Origin of the sequence: Bacillus cereus group sp. N31 (genome assembly GCF_016483245.1) — a bacterium.
GTDB classification, from domain to species: Bacteria; Bacillota; Bacilli; order Bacillales; family Bacillaceae_G; genus Bacillus_A; species Bacillus_A toyonensis.
This window is the reverse complement of the sequence record NZ_JAEHCH010000039.1, coordinates 1-18,726: the sequence shown is the minus strand read 5'-3', so window position 1 is coordinate 18,726 and position 18,726 is coordinate 1. Positions and strand designations below refer to the sequence as shown.

The following is an 18,726-nucleotide window of genomic DNA, read 5'->3' as shown; positions in this document are numbered from 1 at the left end:
GATAAAAAAGACAGAAGTAATCTTGCCTTAATATTTGCTATTCTATGTGTTCGTCTGATTTTTCCAAAAGAAAGTTTAGATTGCCGTGATATAAACAATTCCAAAATTGTCTATTGTAGTCATCATCATTTATTAATATGTTAGTATCAAACTCCACTAATTTTTTCTTTAATTCATAAAAAGTGTTTATTAGATTATGACTTTTGTAGTGTTCTTTCCCTAATAGTTGAATCCAACACTTTTTAAAATAATTGAAGCAGCAGTACATTTTCTCTATAGAAGAATTGACAAAATATCTTTCTACTCTTTCCGTAATTTCATGTTCTAGCTCATATATTTCTCCTGTGGGCTGGTAGATAGTAATTAGATTACCTGAATCCATATTACTCCCAATAACAAGGTATGGTTTAAACTTCTCTAAACTCGCTAAAAACGCTTCTGTAAATTCTTTATCCAATATTGATAAAGAAAAATCATTTTGTTTTGTCCATTCTACTACATCTAAAAGAAAACCATTAGAATAGGTGTAAAAATCAACATTGAGACATTCGAATTCAGTTTCTTTAATTTGATGATTAAGTAAAAAATGCTTACTATCAATGGGCAAATTTAATTTGGCTATTTCCAATGTCCTTCCTCCCCCTGATTATTTAATCCATTTTCTGTTTCTTCACAAACTCAATTAAATTTTAGCATAAAGAAATGGCCTCCTTGGGGAAAGTTACATATGACATGATAAAAAGGTATGAGTTTACGACCCACACCTTTTTACCAGTAGAAATATTCGTTATATGCTTAGTGTATCACTCATGATCAATGTCACCTTCGATATATTGACTGAGTTTATCCTTAATTGCTGCACTTTCTGGAGTTACTTCTGCCACTTTTCGATTTTTAAGTCGAGAACCTTCTTCTGTTGTATCAGAAGATAAGGTGTTTTCATCATCTTGAGATACAGTTGCAGCCATTTGTTGTTGTAACCATTGCATTGTTAAGTTAGAGGTTGTATTTTTACCATTGATTTCTGCAGTTCGTTGAATTTCCTGCTCCTGCTGATTATGAGTTACAGTCGATGTGTAAGCAGGCTCTCTATATTGTGGTGTATGCTTCGTCCTTGGAACTTCTATTGGCGTTTCAGTAATAACGGGTGCTTTGTTGTTAAGTTCAATAGGTTCTCTATGTTTACTTGTATCTGGTACATTTTCTTTTTGAACATTGATTACTTCATTAATTTTTGCGGGTTCTGTTGTATTAGAAGTAGCAATTGATGTTGTAGTGTCCACCTTTTCTAGCTTAGGAGCAGAATTTCTTGAGTAATCTTGCACAGACTTATTATTTGTTAACTCACCTTCATTGTCAGTATTATCTTCATTATTATAAAAATCGTAAGTATCAGGATTTAACGTTTGTAACCAACCTTCTATTGCAGTAGGCACTGTTTTAGGTGTACTCAATTCCTCAATTACAGTTTCTTCACTATCAACATCTGTATCTGTAACATAATCATCATATTTAATTTCCGTATTCAATGACTCTTCACGTACTTTTAGCCAATAAGCAGCTGCTTCTGCATCAACTTGAATCTTAGCTGTTTTAAACTCAGTGGCAGGAACAAAGTTTGCATTTACTTGTATTCCTCCTTGAGGAGCATTATCTTTTACAATTTTAGCAGCACACTGGAATGCTTTTTGAATCAATATATCATTTTCAGAAAGAATGGGTACCTCTGTTTTCGAATAAGAGTAGGATGTTCTACGTGTACTTTGAGTTTTCGTTTCAGCTGTTACCATATCAATTTCTTGATCACCTTCACGTGCTTCATAAATTGTTTTCGTACCCATAAGCTTACTAAACAATTTAGCATCTTCATTAGTGACATCACCATAAACAAGTTTATTACGAAATGTACCTAATAGGATATCCATGAATCTTGGGCCATGTTCAATTGCTAATTGGCTAATTGTTTGCGCAATAACAATTAAAGGTGCTTTATATTTACGTGATTGTGCAGGAAAACTTTTAAAGGCTTTATAAATGTAATCCGCAAACTCATCCACTAAAACAGGATGGTAAGGAGATACGTTAGGCTTACGACGGAAAACAGCATTCTGCACGGCATATAAACATAATTTACCGAATACATCAGATAGATCAGAAAGTTCCCCTTTTGCTGTATTGATTAAAAGGATACCTCCAAATTCCAGGTGCTTCTCAAAATCAAAATCCGATGGACCACATAAAACACGTCGGAGCAGAGGTTGAGCAGAAATATCATTTAATGTATTTCGTAAACCGCGAACAAAGGTTTCTTGTTTATCAATAATCTTTGGCTGCCCATAGTATTTCCCTTCAGTATGATAAACAACTTCCCCTCCCCCACGACCACCAGAAATTTCAGGTACATAATTTAAATCAAACCATTCATCAACTTGCTTCATTATGCGCCAATGATTTCGCTCATCTCTATCAGGTATAGATTCAATATCATTTGGAAGTCGTTCTTTTAACTTGAGATGCATCTCAAAAACGAGATTAGCATCATTGTACATATCAATTAGATGTTCAAATCTAGCTTCAAATTTTGAATCATGGAGTTTTAACAAATAAATATGTTGTTTAAGATGGGAACGCTCAGATTGAACGAAGAAAGGATTTCCTGCTCCATTATCAGAGAGCCCCGTTAATACTGAACATAACATCTCAGCAACTTTATCAACTGGACCACGTACGAAATTTATTGAAGGGGTATCAGGATTTGTCGGATCTAAATAGAAAATAACACTTTCGGGAATCTTGTGTGCCAATACCAATTTATATACCTTTTCGCAGAAGTCATTAGATGGCTCGATAACGGTAAGACCATTGACCTGTGTTCCTTTTACATCCTCTGAATGATAATCTTTTCTTGCATATAAGGTTTTAAAGTTATTAATCATTGAAGCTATATAGTCAAGAATTTGATTAGCAATTGGTAAACCTAGTGCAGCTGATTTACCTGTACCAATGTTACCGATAATCATTATATTAAGTGTTAAAGACTTGCCCTGTATTACTGCCATTTCCCGTGTAGCACTGTTAGGACCGAGAAAGATATCGGGTTCTGGCAATTTTGATGGATTTTTTTCAGTGAAAAATCTGTGTAATGAAGTAGCAAGTTTTCGTTGACGATCTTCATTCAAAAAGGAAAGCATCCAACCAGGTATTTTAAATACGTATTCCCATTTTCCGAATGCATCTAAAAGCTCCTTTTTATGTTCATAAAAAATTTTAAAGAGCCATAAGAGTACGAGAATAATAATAATTACAGGTATAGCAAATACAAGGTGCATGATATTACTGAAATTTGAAAGGATAGTATTTTCTAATCCTTTGTCATTTAGTGAAACCTCTCCAGCTTTCGAGTTTAAGAATGGAATAAATATTTTAGCTAATGGAACACTAAACGCCCATAAAAACTGGGCAACTATACCGATTAACATCATCGAGAAAATAAACCATCTACGTTTTATCTCCTGATAAGTCTTAACCTTGGTTGAAAGCTGCCAAGTATAAATTAAAATCCAAAAGCTAAAAAAGGTTTCAATGTAATAATTAGTTTCGAACGGATTACCGAAGATACTTAAGGTAGGTAATGGAACGCCCATTTGTATTGACCAGAAAGAAGCGTATTTATATATTCCTCTGAAAGCAAAATACCAAGCTAGCAGCAGTAGTAATGTCACAACATAGTAAGATGAGCGAGCTACTAAACGATATTTCCAGCTTTTTGTAATATCGATTGTAACTGTATAGGAATTTTTCTTGCTCCTCCCGGCTTTTGGATCCTCCCCATTACCTGGTGTATTATTAAGTTCAGCATTCTTTTGAACTGCGTTCTCCAAATTCTTGTTTCACCCTCTCTTTTAAAGAATAAAAAGCAGCGGTGAAATTAAGCAATTCAGCAGAAGTAGCCAATAATATATTCTCTGGTGCTATGGAATTGTGATACAAATCAGTAAAAATAGCCTGCTGCCCATGCTCTAATTCGTCCGCTTCATATATCCCCAATATTTTAATTGGGTTTAGTGTTCGGTGTTGATTTTGCATGGCCAACAATCCTGATAATTGTTGTAATTTAAAGTGTGTGTTAACCTCCCCTACCTTAAGTATTGTTAATATACAAACTATTTGTAAGTAATCTAAAGATTTTTTTTCTTCATCAGATGTTTTTTTTCGTAATACCAGAATGTCATCTGTTAGCTCAACTAGTTTAGAATGCTGAACCCCTTTCGCTTGCATTTCATTTTTATTAGATATCCACTCTACCGAATAAGGGAAAGAAGAATTTATGCTTAAACGTTCAGTGATTTTTTTGATTAGGTGACTTTTGCTTAAACTATTAGTTTCGCGAATTTCTTGAAGAATATTATTTACTACAAGTGCAGAACTACCCATATTGCATACGTAAACATTGAGGTTGTTTAACACACTTAAACGTGGAATATTACCAAAAGCTTTTTTTAAATTGGTAACACGTGTGGTCCGTTTTTTGTAAGTAGAAATGGTATGGTAGGAGTCATCAATAATAGAAAATAACACGTAATATTGCTTAGATTGGTTAGCAGCAGCGATATCGAGATATTTTTTTAATTTATTTTCTAAAAACGGAATGTTTTCCGATCCTGTATCAACTTCGATATTGATAATAGAATTGTTACAAGTAATAACCCAATCAGGAATTAGTAATGGGTTTCCCTTTGAGTCAGGATAAAATTCTTTAGATGGACGAAATGAATATACAAGTTGAGGCAGATCTGGTAGGAAAGAAACGGGTTGAAGTTCTGGCTGAAAAACTTCACGGTATTCTTCATCTTCATATAAATAGTAGACATCTTTTGAATCGGAATACATTAGGTTGGGCAAATGCAAGTTTTGCTTTACGATTTGGCTTAGCGGAAAGAGATAATCTCCATTACCACCTACAATTGCACCAGTATGTACATTGTTTGATTCTGCTTTAAGTAAATTTAAAACAAATTGCGTAATTGCTATATTGTGTTCATATTGCCTCTTAGTAACAAATGAAGTACTACAATCAGAAATCAATTTTAATCTATATAATATTTCAGCTCCTTTTAAAGAGACAGAAACGAAATCCAGTGTAAAGCCTCGCTTTTTTCTCACGCTTATATTTTCCTTTTTTAGTAATTTCATTTTTGCCCATTTAGTTAACTTTGAAGAAAAAGTAGTGCGACTTATAGGCCCCCCACTTATCAATTCATAAAATTTACGTAATTGAATTTGAGAAACTGTTCGCTGTTCATATAAAAATAAAACTGTAAAAATATCAGAACGATTAAAATAAACTCCACGATCATTTTCTCCGACGATATATTTAACTGCATGATTAAATGATTTTTTCAATTTTAAACACTCCCCTGATATGGAAATAAAATACGGAAACTTGCATAAAATCGATTGCAACTATCCAAAAGCCAACCTAGACTGATTGGGTAAATAAAACATTTGAGAACATAAAAATGTTTTAAAAATATTTTAACTGAAATTTACAAAAAAACAACTCGTTATCCATCAAGACTCTGGATTTAAAAACACATAATACATCTTCATGTATGTGTTATTAAAATCAAATGTAATAAGGATCTATTTACTATTAGAGTTCGTCATATATCCTTCGACATAAATAAAAAGACATGTGACGAAGCTAAAAGATAAAAATAGAGTCCGTCATATGTATTACGTCATATCTGTGTAGAGTCCTCAAAATACATAAAATACAGAGTGAATATATTTTTGAATGGATGAAATTCAATATTGAAATGAATGTTAAAAATTTTTGGATGTAACTGTTTATTAGGAGGAAAAATCACATCATAAAAGAAATAAGTAAATAATTATAATAAAGTAAATGAAAATTTTGTATATTTCGTATTTTGCATGTTACAATCTGATTTAAGGGGTGAAAAAATGCGGAATTGGAACACAGAATATGGGTTAATAAAAAAGATTATACAAAGTGAATTTGAAACAGACTTTTTTTATAACAAGGTAACTAACACATTAAATAACGAATATGAGATAATTCCATTACAGTTTGCTGCTCTAGATCCTTATAAAATCTACAATACTTCACAAGTTAGTAGAATATTGAGACTAAAACCTAATGAATTAAGGTATTTAATTAACAGATACGGTGAATACATCCAATTAATAAAAAAAGGAACTAAATATATTATTTCATTTAAAGCTGTATACAAGATTTATTTAGTACATCTATGTTTAACAAAGAAATTAATTAGTTTATCTGAGTTTAATCGCTTTATGGCTTTACATGTGAGTTATAGTGATTATATTGATATGAAATTGACAAGTTATACTGACAAGTTTGTAGAACTTAATTTCAGAGAAAAACAAATGAATGAAAATGAATCACAATTTTATGTGTTATTTCTGCAAATCTCAGAAATAACTACGGAATTAATAAAAGAAATAACGAAATATAACATGACATTAACATCCCCTTTCCTTTCTGTGGACAACCAACAGAAAAATGAGTTATTAAAAAAGAAGCAGGATCATAAAAATCTGTTTAATAAACTAAGTGTTTTATATAAAACTATATAGTTAAAAGAGTAATACTTAAGAAGTATTACTCTTTTTTTTTAGGGTTAAATACACATTTTATTGATAAGTCTTTTATATAAGTCCTTTAAATAGGACGTGTAATAATTCATGGTAATATTCTATTGATATGAAATTAATATAAAATCATATAAAACCTTTAATAATAAGTGTTTATTTATACGTCTTATATGTAGTTTGTATATATAAGACGTATAAATAAAATAACCTTGATAATAGTACGTTATTTTAGGAGTATTATATATTGGAATTATAATTCCAGAAAAAATATACATAAATATTGCACTCATATTTATTGTTTAATAGTTATTGTTAGTTATATGAAACCTGATATTAACATGTTTTATTTACTGCTTATATGAACGACTTTCATGTACGTCTTATATATTTGACGTTGATATATAGGACATTGTTTCGATTTTACATTTTGTAAATGTTATATAAGTCTTGTATATAACAACTTAATATAAGGCTTATATATAATGACTTGATATACGTCTTACAATGATGTAATATATTTTTAGGAATAATTAACCAACGTTTTAAGGGGGGGACAACTTGAACGAGGTATTAAGTGAAAAATATAAACAAAACAAATTCACTGAAGAAGTTGTGGAAATGTTTGCAGACATTATTGAAGGAGACGAAATACTCTACAATGTATTTCATTACATAGGATCTCAAGTAAACAAACAATACCAAGAGACAAAGTATATGAGAGGAATCTCAATAAATGAAATAGTAGAAAGTGTTGTTATTGATAGGAGAGTAAAGAAACCTAAAGGTAAATCCTATTCGTTAGAACTTGAAAGAACTAACATTTCAAGAAGATCGGCAGAAGGTAGTGTTGCTACTTTAGCTTCAATGTCATTAATAACAGAAAAAATTATGCATCCGTATAAGTTTTTAATTTCAACTATTAGGGGACAACAAGTATTAGTTGAATTAGGGAAACGTAAAAAAAGTAATGAGAATAAGGGAGAGATAAAATAATGGCAAAAAACTTTCTAAAAAACGAAGTAGCAGTGAAAATGACTATGGTTGGTTTTGGTCAAGCTGGAACTAGAATGGTAGATAAGTTTGCTGAGTATAAGCATACAGACGGTACAGCAGTTTATAATTGCCTAGCATTGAATAGTAATGATGGGGATTTAGCTGAACTGAAAAATGTACCGAAAAGTAACCAAGTTTCACTAAAATTAGGTGGTTTAGGTAAGAATCCTGAGCGTGCTGTAAAGGTTTTAGAATCTAATGAAGAAGCTAAAGATAAGCTAAAAGAATTTATAACGGAACGTGTTAGACCAACTGATGAATTAGTACTATTTTTTGCAGGTTTAGGCGGTGGTACAGGTACATCTACAATTATTCAAGCAATTGAAGAATTCTCCGCTTTTCATAATAAACCTGTAATTGCTGAAGAACTTAAAAGTATGGCAATGAAAATTCCTAGAGAAGAATTAATAAAAAATCAACAAAAGTATGCAAGAATTGCTTTCAATAATGCTATTGAGCGTAAAGATTTCATTAAAATGGGTATTGTAGTTACACTTCCAGTTAGAGCGGATGGGCCTGATGTACTAAGACAGGTGAATAAATTTTCACAAGAAATTTGGAAGTTAGCTAATGATCCAGCGAAAGGCGTTGCATTTGTTGTATTTGCAGATAACCAACACTTCTATGATGAGTTTAAGGGATTAAACGAAAATGAGAAAAAAGGCATTGGAAACTCACGAGACTATGCAAACCAACGCATTGGAGATATTATTCATGAGTTAAATACAGCTGCAAATGGTTCAGGAACATCAGTAATTCTAGATTCTCAGGACTTTAAACGAATTTTACTAGAAAGAACAGGCTGTTTAGTAATTAATAAGGTTTCACGTAATATGAATCAAATTGAAAACAGTAAAGAAATTGTAGATATGTTCTCAGAATCATTGAAAGGAAGTTCATTCCATCACCCTATTGACCTGATGAAGACAAATGAAAATGGAGATTTAGAGGCATCAAAGGTACATCATTTTGGGATGTTAGCAATTTTAGATGAACAGAAGAACATTGATGATTCATTTATGGATGATGCAAAAGTAGAAGTGACAAATAAACTACCAATCAATGGAACTGTTTTTAATGGTTATTTAGTCAGTAAAAATGACTTTATGGGCAGCGTGTATACTTTCTATAAGACAGATGCACTACCATCACGATTATCTAAAGGATTAGTTGAAGAATATAATGAATTTAAAGAAAAACAAAGCCAAATCCAATATACAAAGTCTCAAATTAATACAATTGAAGCGCAAGACTTTGATGATGATTTCAATATTAACTTTGGTGATTACTTTGAATTAGAACCAGTTAAAAATGAAGAGCCACAAGCGCAAAATGATGAAGAATTAGCAGCATTTATGGATCCAGATAAGATGTTTGGATCAAAATAAAAAATAAGCCTGGGATTTTCCAGGCTTATTTTTCTGTTTTCATTACACTTTTCATATATTCAATCATGTTCTCATCAATATAGTTTTCTATAAAAAGTTGTTTTCTTGCAAGATCTTCCTCTTTTTTAAACCAGCCAACTTTTTTAATACGAGTTTCTTCTGGTTGTGCACTCCACTCTCTTTCAGCTTGTTTTCTTAACTCTGTACGTGCTCTATGTTGAATTATCATATTATCTAGTCTTTCTTGTCTTTGGCGCTCTTTTAACATTTCAGGGTCTTCTGGTTCAGGTAGCACCGCACGTATAGCATCTTCAAACTTTCCTTGATACTCTAATTCAATGTTTTGTAAATGCATTTGAATCTTTTGCTCTACTATTTTCTCAATAGTCGCTGCAGCTTCCTGCATGTTTAATGGGGTTGAGACTTCACTAGTTTGATTTTCTGGAGAAACTGGTCTTAGTTCGAATTGATGTGGTAAAAGCTCAATAATTGCATCTAGCGACCACTTTTCATCCCTCTTTAGCTTAATAAATAAAGCTATGTCTAAATCCAGTGTGTTATATAGCTTTTCATTTGTATTATTGGTTCTTAATGTTCCGTGTAACCCCTTTTCCTCTAGGGTATTGAACCAATTGTACACAGTGTTATGATGTCGGCCTACTAGTTTTGAAAACTCTGTTATTCGCCAAGCTTTTTCAAAAGCATCTTCATGACTAGAGTTTGTATTATTTGACTCCATATGTTCATTTGTATTTTTGTTATCTTGTTCAATCATCGTTATACCTCCTTGAAATATAATGGCCACAATAAAATGGAATTAACATATAAAGTGAGATTAACATGTTAAGTGTTTTTCGATAATATAAACCCGAATCCCTTTATTAATTAACATTCACATGAAATGTATCATTAATATGTAAAGTGCCACTTGTTAACATAAAGTTGATAAATAAAGGGTTTGGAATTAACTATTGTTAATATCTTGTTAATAATTCGTTAGTTGTTAATGATTATTGTTGCTATGAAATTAACAAATTAGTCTACAATATATTAATGATAAGAAAATATTAGTGATTTGTAAATAAATTATGAGGATATAGTATTAAACTTAAAGACTTAAAAGCTAAAAAGTATGTATAAATGTAAAGCGAAAAGCCAATACTAATAATAAATAAAGGCCTATATTTATTATTATTTAAGATACTTGGTAGTATAAAGCTAAGAACTGTATAGTTAATTAGTTTCAGCAGGTCTTTAGAATGCACATGAAGGTTATTATAGGTTATTGAATTAGTGTTAATACGGTTTAATATAAACTCGCTTTTTCTAGAGGGCACCGCCCTTTACAAGTGATCTCTATATAATCAAAATTGATTCATACAATTGTTACTTTTAAATCGGAAGTAATAAAAAGCAATTTATTGTTTTTAGCCACTATCAAAATGCTTTCAAGAAGGATATCTTCCCCGGTTTATCCAGTGGATTTCGCTATAGAAAAAAGCCTTTTAATAAATGTAGAACTTAAAACTCTATTTGTATGTATATTCTCAACTTTAGAATTAATAATTGTTAATGTCATGTTAATACGTATTGGGGATAGTTGATATGATGCTATCATTAATTGATAACTAGCCCTATCAACATGTTAATCTCAGGTTATATATCAATGATAAATGAAGAGAAAACTATTAATTTTTGTGTGTTACTAATAAGAAACTATCAATTGTATGGAGTTCTTGTTGGTTTCTAGCTACAATTAGAGTTCTTTTAGGGTGTTTTCTTTTTTTAATAGAAATCTGTGGTGGTAGATAAATTTTTAACTAATGCGGATCTTGAAAAAAACGAAAGTCGCTTCTATGACCATTTCAACTATCTAATTGTTAATGTCATATCGATGTTAAATACAAATTGTTAATATGACATTAACAATAAAAGAGCATTTCTCTCTATGTTTGAATTTTAGATTATATATCAATGATAAACAAGGTGTGAAACCCATTGAATTGCTGTCGTCATTTATTATTGCGATTAAATTTCAACTATTTTTTGATAGTGTGAAAACATCTTCTTGGATATATCATTACTAGATTCGCTTCGAGCAAACCGCCACAGCAGAAAATTTTCATCAATATAGATTTTGAAATCTCGAAAGTTATAAACATTCCTTCTTTTTGACACTGATTTGTTAATGTTATGTCAATATTAATCAGAATGATATTGATAACAAAAGAAAACAAGCACTCAACATGTCAATCTCAGATTATATATCAATGATAAATGAAGGGAAAACTGTGGTGGTAGGTAAATTTATAATAAATATAGATCTCGAAGACTCGAGACCTGTATTTATGCGTATTTCAACTACTTAATTGTCAATGTTATATCAATGTTTAATCCGAATTGTTGATATGAAATCAACAATACAAACTGTATTCCTTTATATGTGCTGTTTTTTAACTATATGTAAATGATAAATAATGGGTAAAAATCATTGAATTGCTGTCAGCATTTATTACTCGATTAAATCTTTAACTATGTTTTGATAGTGTCGAAACATTTTTTAGGACAGATCGTTACTAGATTCGCTTCAAGAAAACTACCACAGAAGAAAAATTTCAGCCAATATAGATTTTGAAATCTCGAAAGTTATAAACATTCCTTCTTTTTGACACTGATTTGTTAATGTTATGTCAATATTAATCAGAATGATATTGATAACAAGAGAAAACAATCACTTAACATGTTAATCTCAGTTAACATGTTAATAACAAATGAGAGATTAAAAATCAGTTATCTTCCCATTGGTATCAACATGAGATTGATAGTTTCGTGTTGTTTCTTTTGTATATATTACTAGCATTGAAACATTTTCAATGCTAGTTTATTAATTAACATACTTCTATACAATCCGTTGCAATAGGCTAATGTTCAACTAATATAGATCTTGAAGTTTTGATAGGCACAAACATTTTTGATAAGCGTCTGCTTGTTAATGTTATGTTAATGTTAATTGATAGATACTAGCATTTAAGTTGGTGCGATTCAGTTGACATGTTAATCTCGTTTGATATGTCAATGTCAAACATGGGTAAGATATATTGATTTTCTGTTGATATCAACATGAGGTTGATAATTATATGATTGTTTTATAGTCCTTGGTCTAAATTTTTAAAAAGTAGGAATAATTAATTTTGGACAAAATATAAAGTTATGATAATTGTTTACAAGGGATTGATTATGGTTAACAAGAATGCGCTTAATAGTGCAATTAATTGATTAGTAGGTTATATATACTGTATCAAAAAAATTCAGCAGAGAAACATTAGTGAACCGTAAATAACGGGTATCCTTATAGCTTGGTAAATATAGATTGCTAAAATAGTATCTGATTCTGAAGAAGTTCTCGCTTCAAAAGGTCCAAAAGGAGTTAAATAGTGAGAGGCCCATGTATAATTATACTGTGGGGTTTAATAATATTTAGAAGATTATTGATTAAGTGAAGAATATTATAATTAACCTCTAGATTAAATTTATAATTTTTAGTATATTCTTATTATAAAACGTAAATTTTTTTATTTTCTAGTGATTACATGAAGCCCTTCGGGTTACGGATTAAATTACACGTTTGTGTGGTATTTAACCTCCGTATTCCAAAGGGCTTTTTTATTTGATTAAGGGAAAAGGAGAGATGTTATGTCAATTGAAAAGTTAGCAGCAAGTAGAATATTAAGACCAGTGAGAAGCATGAATAAGGGGAGTAATGAGAGATGGTTTGAATATTATAGAACAACATGCCCTATATGTGGTAAGCAAGGATGGTGCATGGTTAATGATTCTGAAACCAAAATAATATGTGGACGAATTTCATCAGAAACAGTATTCGGGGAAGCAGGCTATTTGCATATAGTAGCTGAAGATCAAAAAAGGGGATATGACTTTTCTCAAGATCAGATGATTAAAGAACATAGGAAGAAAAATGATTACACCCTTGATATTATTTACACTTTATTCTTAGAATCTTTAGACATGCGAGATGAACATATTAAAATGTTAAGGGGATCAAAACGTAGGATTACAAGGGAAGTAATAAATGTTAGAAATTACAAAAGTTTTCCTATTAAACCTTGGGATACTACGAAAGAGTTAATAAAAAAAGTAGGAGGGAAAACAAGCTATATTGTTGGAATTCCAGGATTTTATGCAAAAGAAACGAAGGATGGAAGATATTTCACGTTTGCAGGTAGGAGAGATTCTTTATTAATACCGCAGAGAAATATATATAATCAGATATGCGGTTTTCAATGTAGAATTGATGATCCTGAGTATATGACAGTTGTAAAAAATCATAAACCAAGCTTTAAGGCAGAAGTTATAGAGCAACCCAATACTATAGAGGTGACCTATAAAATCAATGGGAAGATAGAGTCTATATTTAAAGATAAAGTCGATGTTAAAGAATGGTATGAAATTAATTATGAGGGTGAAAAATTAGGTGAAGTACAATTAAAGTTAGAAAGTAAATATATTTGGATCAGCTCAGGTGGGAGATTTCATGGAACAGGAGTTGGGAACCCATTGCCAATACATGTAGCAGTACCTAATCGAGAGCTGAAAAATTGGGAACGTGGAGAATTAATAAAAAAGGATAATGTATGGATTTCAGAAGGGGGTCTAAAGTCTGATATTGCTGCAGAAAACTTAGACGAGCTACTAACAAATGAAGAAAAATTGATGTATGGTACCACAGTCGTATCAATACCTGGGGTTAAAGTATGGAAAATATTAATTGAACCATTAAAAAAAATGAGAGTTAAACAGGCAACGTTCGCTTTAGATATGGATATGATTACAAATTCAGATGTTCAGCGGTCGTTATTAGAATGTGCGCAAACGCTTTATCAAGAAGGAATAAGTATTAATTATGCAAGTTGGGATATTAATCTTGGAAAGGGGCTAGATGATTTACTGTTAAACGATTATATTCCAGCAATAGAGAAAGTGAGATAAACGCTATTGTTCAAAGAGGAAACTAACTTGTCAATGAAAGGATAGCATTATTAAGTTTTGAATGAATATTAAAAAATAGAAATTCTTTTTGATATTTAAGTAAAGTATTAAAGTAGATTTATATAAAAATATGTAACACCACTATAAGAAGATAATGACGAAATAGATACCTTTAAGTTTTAAGATTTTTCTAATAATTAATTTTACATTTTTTGTAATCGTATATATATTATATATAGGGGAATTTTGGAATAAATCTAATGGGGAAGTTTCGTATCTATGTAGTATCAATAGTAGTCTTTAATTGCTAAATTCTATTCATTTATACGAGGTGAATCAAATGGGGAGAAAAGTTGATAGGAAGAAATCAAAAGAACAGTTTTTATATGAAAGAAAAAAACAGTTAGAAATAATGGAAAGCATCAGCAGCATCTGTAAAGGATGCGATATATATAATGAGTTAAAAAAGACGAAATCACGTAAAGAAGTTGCTAATACATGTGCAAAGGATTGCAATTTAATAAACAGTTTACAAGAAGAGACAAAAATATTTTTAGAAACACTTCGCTAAAAAACAGAAAGGAGGAATATGTATGAATCAATCATATAGCAGTTTAAATCGAGACGAATCACTAACAAGAACTATAAATTTAGGTACTACTGCAAGAAGTATTGGGCCGCTGGTTAAACCTGAGGATGAAAATTTTGAAGTCAAGGAGATTTGGAATTATAAAGTACTGTCAAAGCAAGAGAGTTTAAATTTATTTCGAAGGTACAAACATGGTGAAAAGGATCTACGTGAATATTTGTTCCATGTAAATATAGGCCTAGTACTATCTATTGCAAGAAAATATAAAAAGAAGCACCCAGAAATAGAATTTGATGATTTGGTTCAAGAAGGTAATGAGGGAATGTTGCGAGCAATTGAGGATTTTGATCCTGATTTAGGTTATTGTTTTTCTACATACGCTTACTGTTGGATAAAAAAGAGTATGTTAGGATTTATATGTAAAAAAAAATCTGGGCCTTTTAAAATCCCTAACTATGTGAATCAATTTAATGTGAAATATGTTGAAATCGAAGATAAATATTTACAAATGCACAACAGAATCCCTACAGTTGAAGAAGTAGTAAAAGAGTTAGATGTAACTAGAGAAAAGGTAGTTCGACACAACGTATATTATAATCGGGTTACTACTATGACTTTAGATATAGATACAATAAATGAAGATATAGGTATATTGAACTCATTCTGTAATGATAATTCAGCAATTCCCTCCACAAATGAGATGATAATGGAGGACTTGAATTACGAGATATGGATAATATTTGATGAAGTATTAAATCCGAAGCAAAAGATGGTACTAAATCTATGTTTTGGTCTACTAGATGGTGAAATTCATTTGCATAAAGAAATTGCAAAAGCACTTATGATTACAACTGAAAGGGTATCACAATTAAAAGATGAAGCGATTAATAGATTGAAGAAATGCGACTATAAAGATGAAATTTTTAATCTATTACATGCAAAGTTGAAAGTAATGGATGAACTTAATATGGCGTGAAATTATATATTCGTATTTATTAGAATATACAGTGTAACGAGCGTATTGTATTTTTTAATAACTATTTCACAAAATTTTGCCCCTCGAGTAACGTGAATTACAAAATTGTTATTTAATTTTGTAATAATACGAGACTATGAGGTTTTTTTGTATCTAAAAGGTGGACACAAAGTGATGTATTAAGGGTATAACATATATTATAACCTTAATAGATGCAAAATAAAAAAGAAGGATAAATGGGTGCTACCTGTTTATCCTTCTTTTTATATATCATGCTTAAAAAAATAATATTATCTTTTTTCCCTTAGTTTTTCTAAAGAAATATCTCATGATTAATTATGAAGGATAAATAATTTAATTACTCTCATTTATGAGGTACCAATAGAAAGGAGGCCATTGTTGTTATATGCAAAATAATAGAAAAAGAAACGTAATTAAAGAAAGGATTAGACAAGAAAAAGAACGACGGGAACGATTACTAGCAGAGGAAGAAGAACAATATGGGGATTTCCATAAGGATCAAGTAAGTGAGCAATTTCAGCAAGAGCATTTAGAACAACCACTGAAACAAAGCGAAGAAAGTGTAAATTTATGTACACCTAAAAATGAGGTTTCAAATAATAATCCGGCTCTTGATTGGATTACAACAATTCAAAAACAGTCAGGCACTTCTGAAAGTGAATTTAAAATAGAAGAAACACGTAGGAAAGCGAAAGAAGAAGCAAGGAAACAGGCAGAAGCAGAAGCACGTAGAAAAGCAGAGGAAGAAGCAAGGAAACAGGCAGAAGTGGAAGCACGACGGAAAGCAGAGGAAGAAGCAAGGAAACAGGCAGAAGTGGAAGCACGACGGAAAGTAGAGGAAGAAGCAAGGAAACAAGCAGAAGTGGAAGCGCGACGGAAAGCAGAGGAAGAAGCAAAGAAACCGGCAGAAGTAGAAGCACGACGGAAAGCAGAGAAAGAAGCAAGAAAACAGGCAGAAACGGAAGCACGTAGAAAAGTAGAGGAAGAAGCAAGAAAACAGGCAGAATTGGAAGCATGTCGTAAGACAGAGGAGAAAAAACTTGAAGAAGTAAGAAAACGTAGATTAGAGGAAGAGAAGAAAATAGAAGAAGCACAAAAGAGACAAAAAATAGTAATAGCCAAAAGAGAACCAGAAAGTGAGGAAGTCAATTTAAATAAAGAAACAAATCCGTCAAATGAAACTAGATTTAAACAAGAAGAGAAAGTAGTATTCGATAAAAAAGGAATCTTAAATAATATGAAAAAATATAAGTACGCTATTATAGGAATCGCATCGATTGTTTTATTAATATTAGCAGGTTTTGCCTTTAGCAATTTGAAGAATTCACAGGCTGCATCTGTAAATAATGTAAATAGGTTAGAAGTTAATGTGAATTTAATAAATGGATTAAGATTATCTGCAATTCAAAAATATCAAGATGCTGCCTTGGAATTTGATAAAGTGGATTATAAAAAGTTAGGAAAAGATGATAAAAAGGCAGTTTTATTTACTTATCTTTTAAGCGGTAAAGCACAAAAGGCTATTGACTTAGAGCAAGATTTTGCAGAATCAGTAGTTTCATATTATATAGCTGTAGATAACTTGAAAAAGGTAAAAGAACTTAAAACTAAAAATCTACTAATTAATTTTGAAATTGCCGCGTTAGATAACAAACATGAAGAAGTTATCAAATTAAGAGATCAAGTGCCACTAGATGGCAGAAGAGAAGGAATTATTGTTAATAGTTATTTAAAATTAAATAAATCTGAGGAAGCTAAAAAGTTTGCTCAGAAAGTTGGAAATAAAGATTTACTTGAAAAAATTAATAATTCTGCACCCAATAGTTCTGCTACCTCTGTAGCAACTATTAGTGCAGGTTAAGTAATGGGGAGGAATAGATTGTGCCATTAGATTATTCGGAAATTTTTAAGAAAGTTTTATTTGCTACTACTGCTACTACCCTAAGTGTTGGGGTAGTTTCAGGCTGCTCGCTGTTTTCTTCGGAAAAAAAGAGCACCAAAACAGCATCAGTATCTAAAAAGAAAAAGGATACTGAAAAAGAAAAGAAGAAAGATGAAAGTAAGGATGAAACAACTGAGAATTTAAATGCTAATGATTTCGATGAAATCATTGATAATGCAAAACGTAGCTCAGATCAAAATTTATCTGGAATCATTGAAAATAACAAAAACAAAAAGAAATTTGATGATTTAACGGATTCAATTGCGACCGCGGCTATAAATTCAGATAGAAATCTAGCATCAGTTATTGACAGTGATAAATCAAATAATCGTTTTTCAGATTTAAATACTTCAATAGCATCAGCAACAAACAATCCTTCTGTCTCGGATAATAAGGACAGTAAGAACTTTGTATTTGGTGGCGATCTAAATATCAATGATGGAGTTGCTAGTGCAAATAATTCAATACCCCCAATTAATAATGATAAAAAGCCACCAGCTTCTGGAGACTCTAGTGGCGGAGGAGATACAAAACAGCCAACAAGCGGCGATGGTAATAATGGCGGAGGAGATACAAAACCACCAACAGGCGGCGATGGTAACGATGGTGGTACAACAAAACCAGAGAAACCTGAAAAAGATACAGTGGCACCAGTAATTACAGCAAAACAAGGTGTGAAAGTATATGTCGGTGATGGTCTAAGTGCAGACGATTTAGTAGAAGTAAAAGATAATAAAAATCCAAATCCAGTAGTGACAGTAGGTGCGTATGATACAAGTAATGCAGAGGAAATTCAAGTAACAGTAACGGCAACAGATGCATCAGGAAATAGCTCAAGTACAACAGTAACCGTTAACGTAGTAGAAAAAGAAGAGGAAAAAGATGCAGAAGCACCAATAATCACAGCGAAGCAAGGTGTGACAGTGCATGTAGGAGATAGCTTAAATGCAGGAGATTTAGTAGAAGTAAGTGATAATAAAGATCCAAATCCAGTTGTAACAGTGGGAGATTACGATACAAGTAAGGCGGGAGAAATTCAAGTAACAGTAACGGCAACAGATGCATCAGGAAATAGCTCAAGTACAACAGTAACCGTTAACGTAGTAGA

12 protein-coding genes are annotated in these 18,726 nt (G+C 31.4%); 8 read left to right on the top strand and 4 right to left on the bottom strand.

The features are described from left to right. Positions 1 to 37 precede the first annotated feature (37 nt). The 3 genes from JDS81_RS28050 to JDS81_RS28040 form a co-directional block, all read right to left on the bottom strand. On the bottom strand, positions 38 to 628 hold the full coding sequence (locus tag JDS81_RS28050; protein WP_097954921.1) for a hypothetical protein: 591 nt from the start codon (positions 626 to 628) through the stop codon (positions 38 to 40). A gap of 175 nt (positions 629 to 803) precedes the next feature. After that, complete coding sequence (locus tag JDS81_RS28045; RefSeq protein WP_097954920.1) at positions 804 to 3,881, bottom strand: type IV secretory system conjugative DNA transfer family protein; 3,078 nt, start codon at positions 3,879 to 3,881, stop codon at positions 804 to 806. Next, entirely contained in the window at positions 3,853 to 5,403 is a 1,551-nt protein-coding gene (locus JDS81_RS28040) for a replication-relaxation family protein (RefSeq protein ID WP_097954919.1), read from the bottom strand. Before JDS81_RS28040 ends, JDS81_RS28045 begins: the two co-directional genes overlap by 29 nt. A gap of 534 nt (positions 5,404 to 5,937) precedes the next feature. Here JDS81_RS28040 and JDS81_RS28035 point away from each other — a divergent pair. From JDS81_RS28035 to JDS81_RS28025, 3 genes are all read left to right on the top strand, one after another. Next, positions 5,938 to 6,624 carry a hypothetical protein gene (locus tag JDS81_RS28035; RefSeq protein ID WP_097954918.1) on the top strand — a complete coding sequence of 229 codons (687 nt, stop codon included), beginning with the start codon at positions 5,938 to 5,940 and terminating at the stop codon, positions 6,622 to 6,624. Positions 6,625 to 7,200: 576 nt separating this feature from the next. Then, positions 7,201 to 7,635: a hypothetical protein gene (locus JDS81_RS28030; RefSeq protein WP_001006721.1), complete on the top strand. Its 435-nt coding sequence runs from the start codon at positions 7,201 to 7,203 to the stop codon at positions 7,633 to 7,635. Beyond that, entirely contained in the window at positions 7,635 to 9,083 is a 1,449-nt protein-coding gene (locus JDS81_RS28025; protein WP_001097026.1) for an FtsZ/tubulin family protein, read from the top strand. The genes JDS81_RS28030 and JDS81_RS28025 overlap by 1 nt, the downstream gene beginning before the upstream one ends. A 25-nt stretch (positions 9,084 to 9,108) precedes the next feature. On the opposite strand, the gene JDS81_RS28020 is transcribed toward JDS81_RS28025, so the two are convergent. Next, complete coding sequence (locus JDS81_RS28020; protein ID WP_000572413.1) at positions 9,109 to 9,858, bottom strand: terminase gpP N-terminus-related DNA-binding protein; 750 nt, start codon at positions 9,856 to 9,858, stop codon at positions 9,109 to 9,111. A 2,918-nt stretch (positions 9,859 to 12,776) separates the two neighbouring features. Between JDS81_RS28020 and JDS81_RS28015 the strand changes: the two genes are divergently transcribed. The 5 genes from JDS81_RS28015 to JDS81_RS27995 form a co-directional block, all read left to right on the top strand. Continuing rightward, entirely contained in the window at positions 12,777 to 14,090 is a 1,314-nt protein-coding gene (locus tag JDS81_RS28015; protein ID WP_097954916.1) for a DUF3854 domain-containing protein, read from the top strand. A 340-nt stretch (positions 14,091 to 14,430) separates the two neighbouring features. Next, entirely contained in the window at positions 14,431 to 14,661 is a 231-nt protein-coding gene (locus JDS81_RS28010) for a hypothetical protein (protein WP_000532869.1), read from the top strand. A 22-nt stretch (positions 14,662 to 14,683) separates the two neighbouring features. Continuing rightward, positions 14,684 to 15,655 (top strand): sigma-70 family RNA polymerase sigma factor, encoded by a 972-nt coding sequence (locus tag JDS81_RS28005; protein ID WP_097954915.1) that lies wholly within the window; start codon positions 14,684 to 14,686, stop codon positions 15,653 to 15,655. A gap of 406 nt (positions 15,656 to 16,061) precedes the next feature. Continuing rightward, positions 16,062 to 17,537, top strand: coding sequence for a cell envelope integrity TolA family protein (locus tag JDS81_RS28000; protein WP_097954914.1), 1,476 nt, complete (start codon positions 16,062 to 16,064; stop codon positions 17,535 to 17,537). 20 nt (positions 17,538 to 17,557) lie between these two features. Then, on the top strand, positions 17,558 to 18,726 hold a 1,169-nt coding region (locus JDS81_RS27995), incomplete at its 3' end, for an adhesin (protein WP_199688659.1).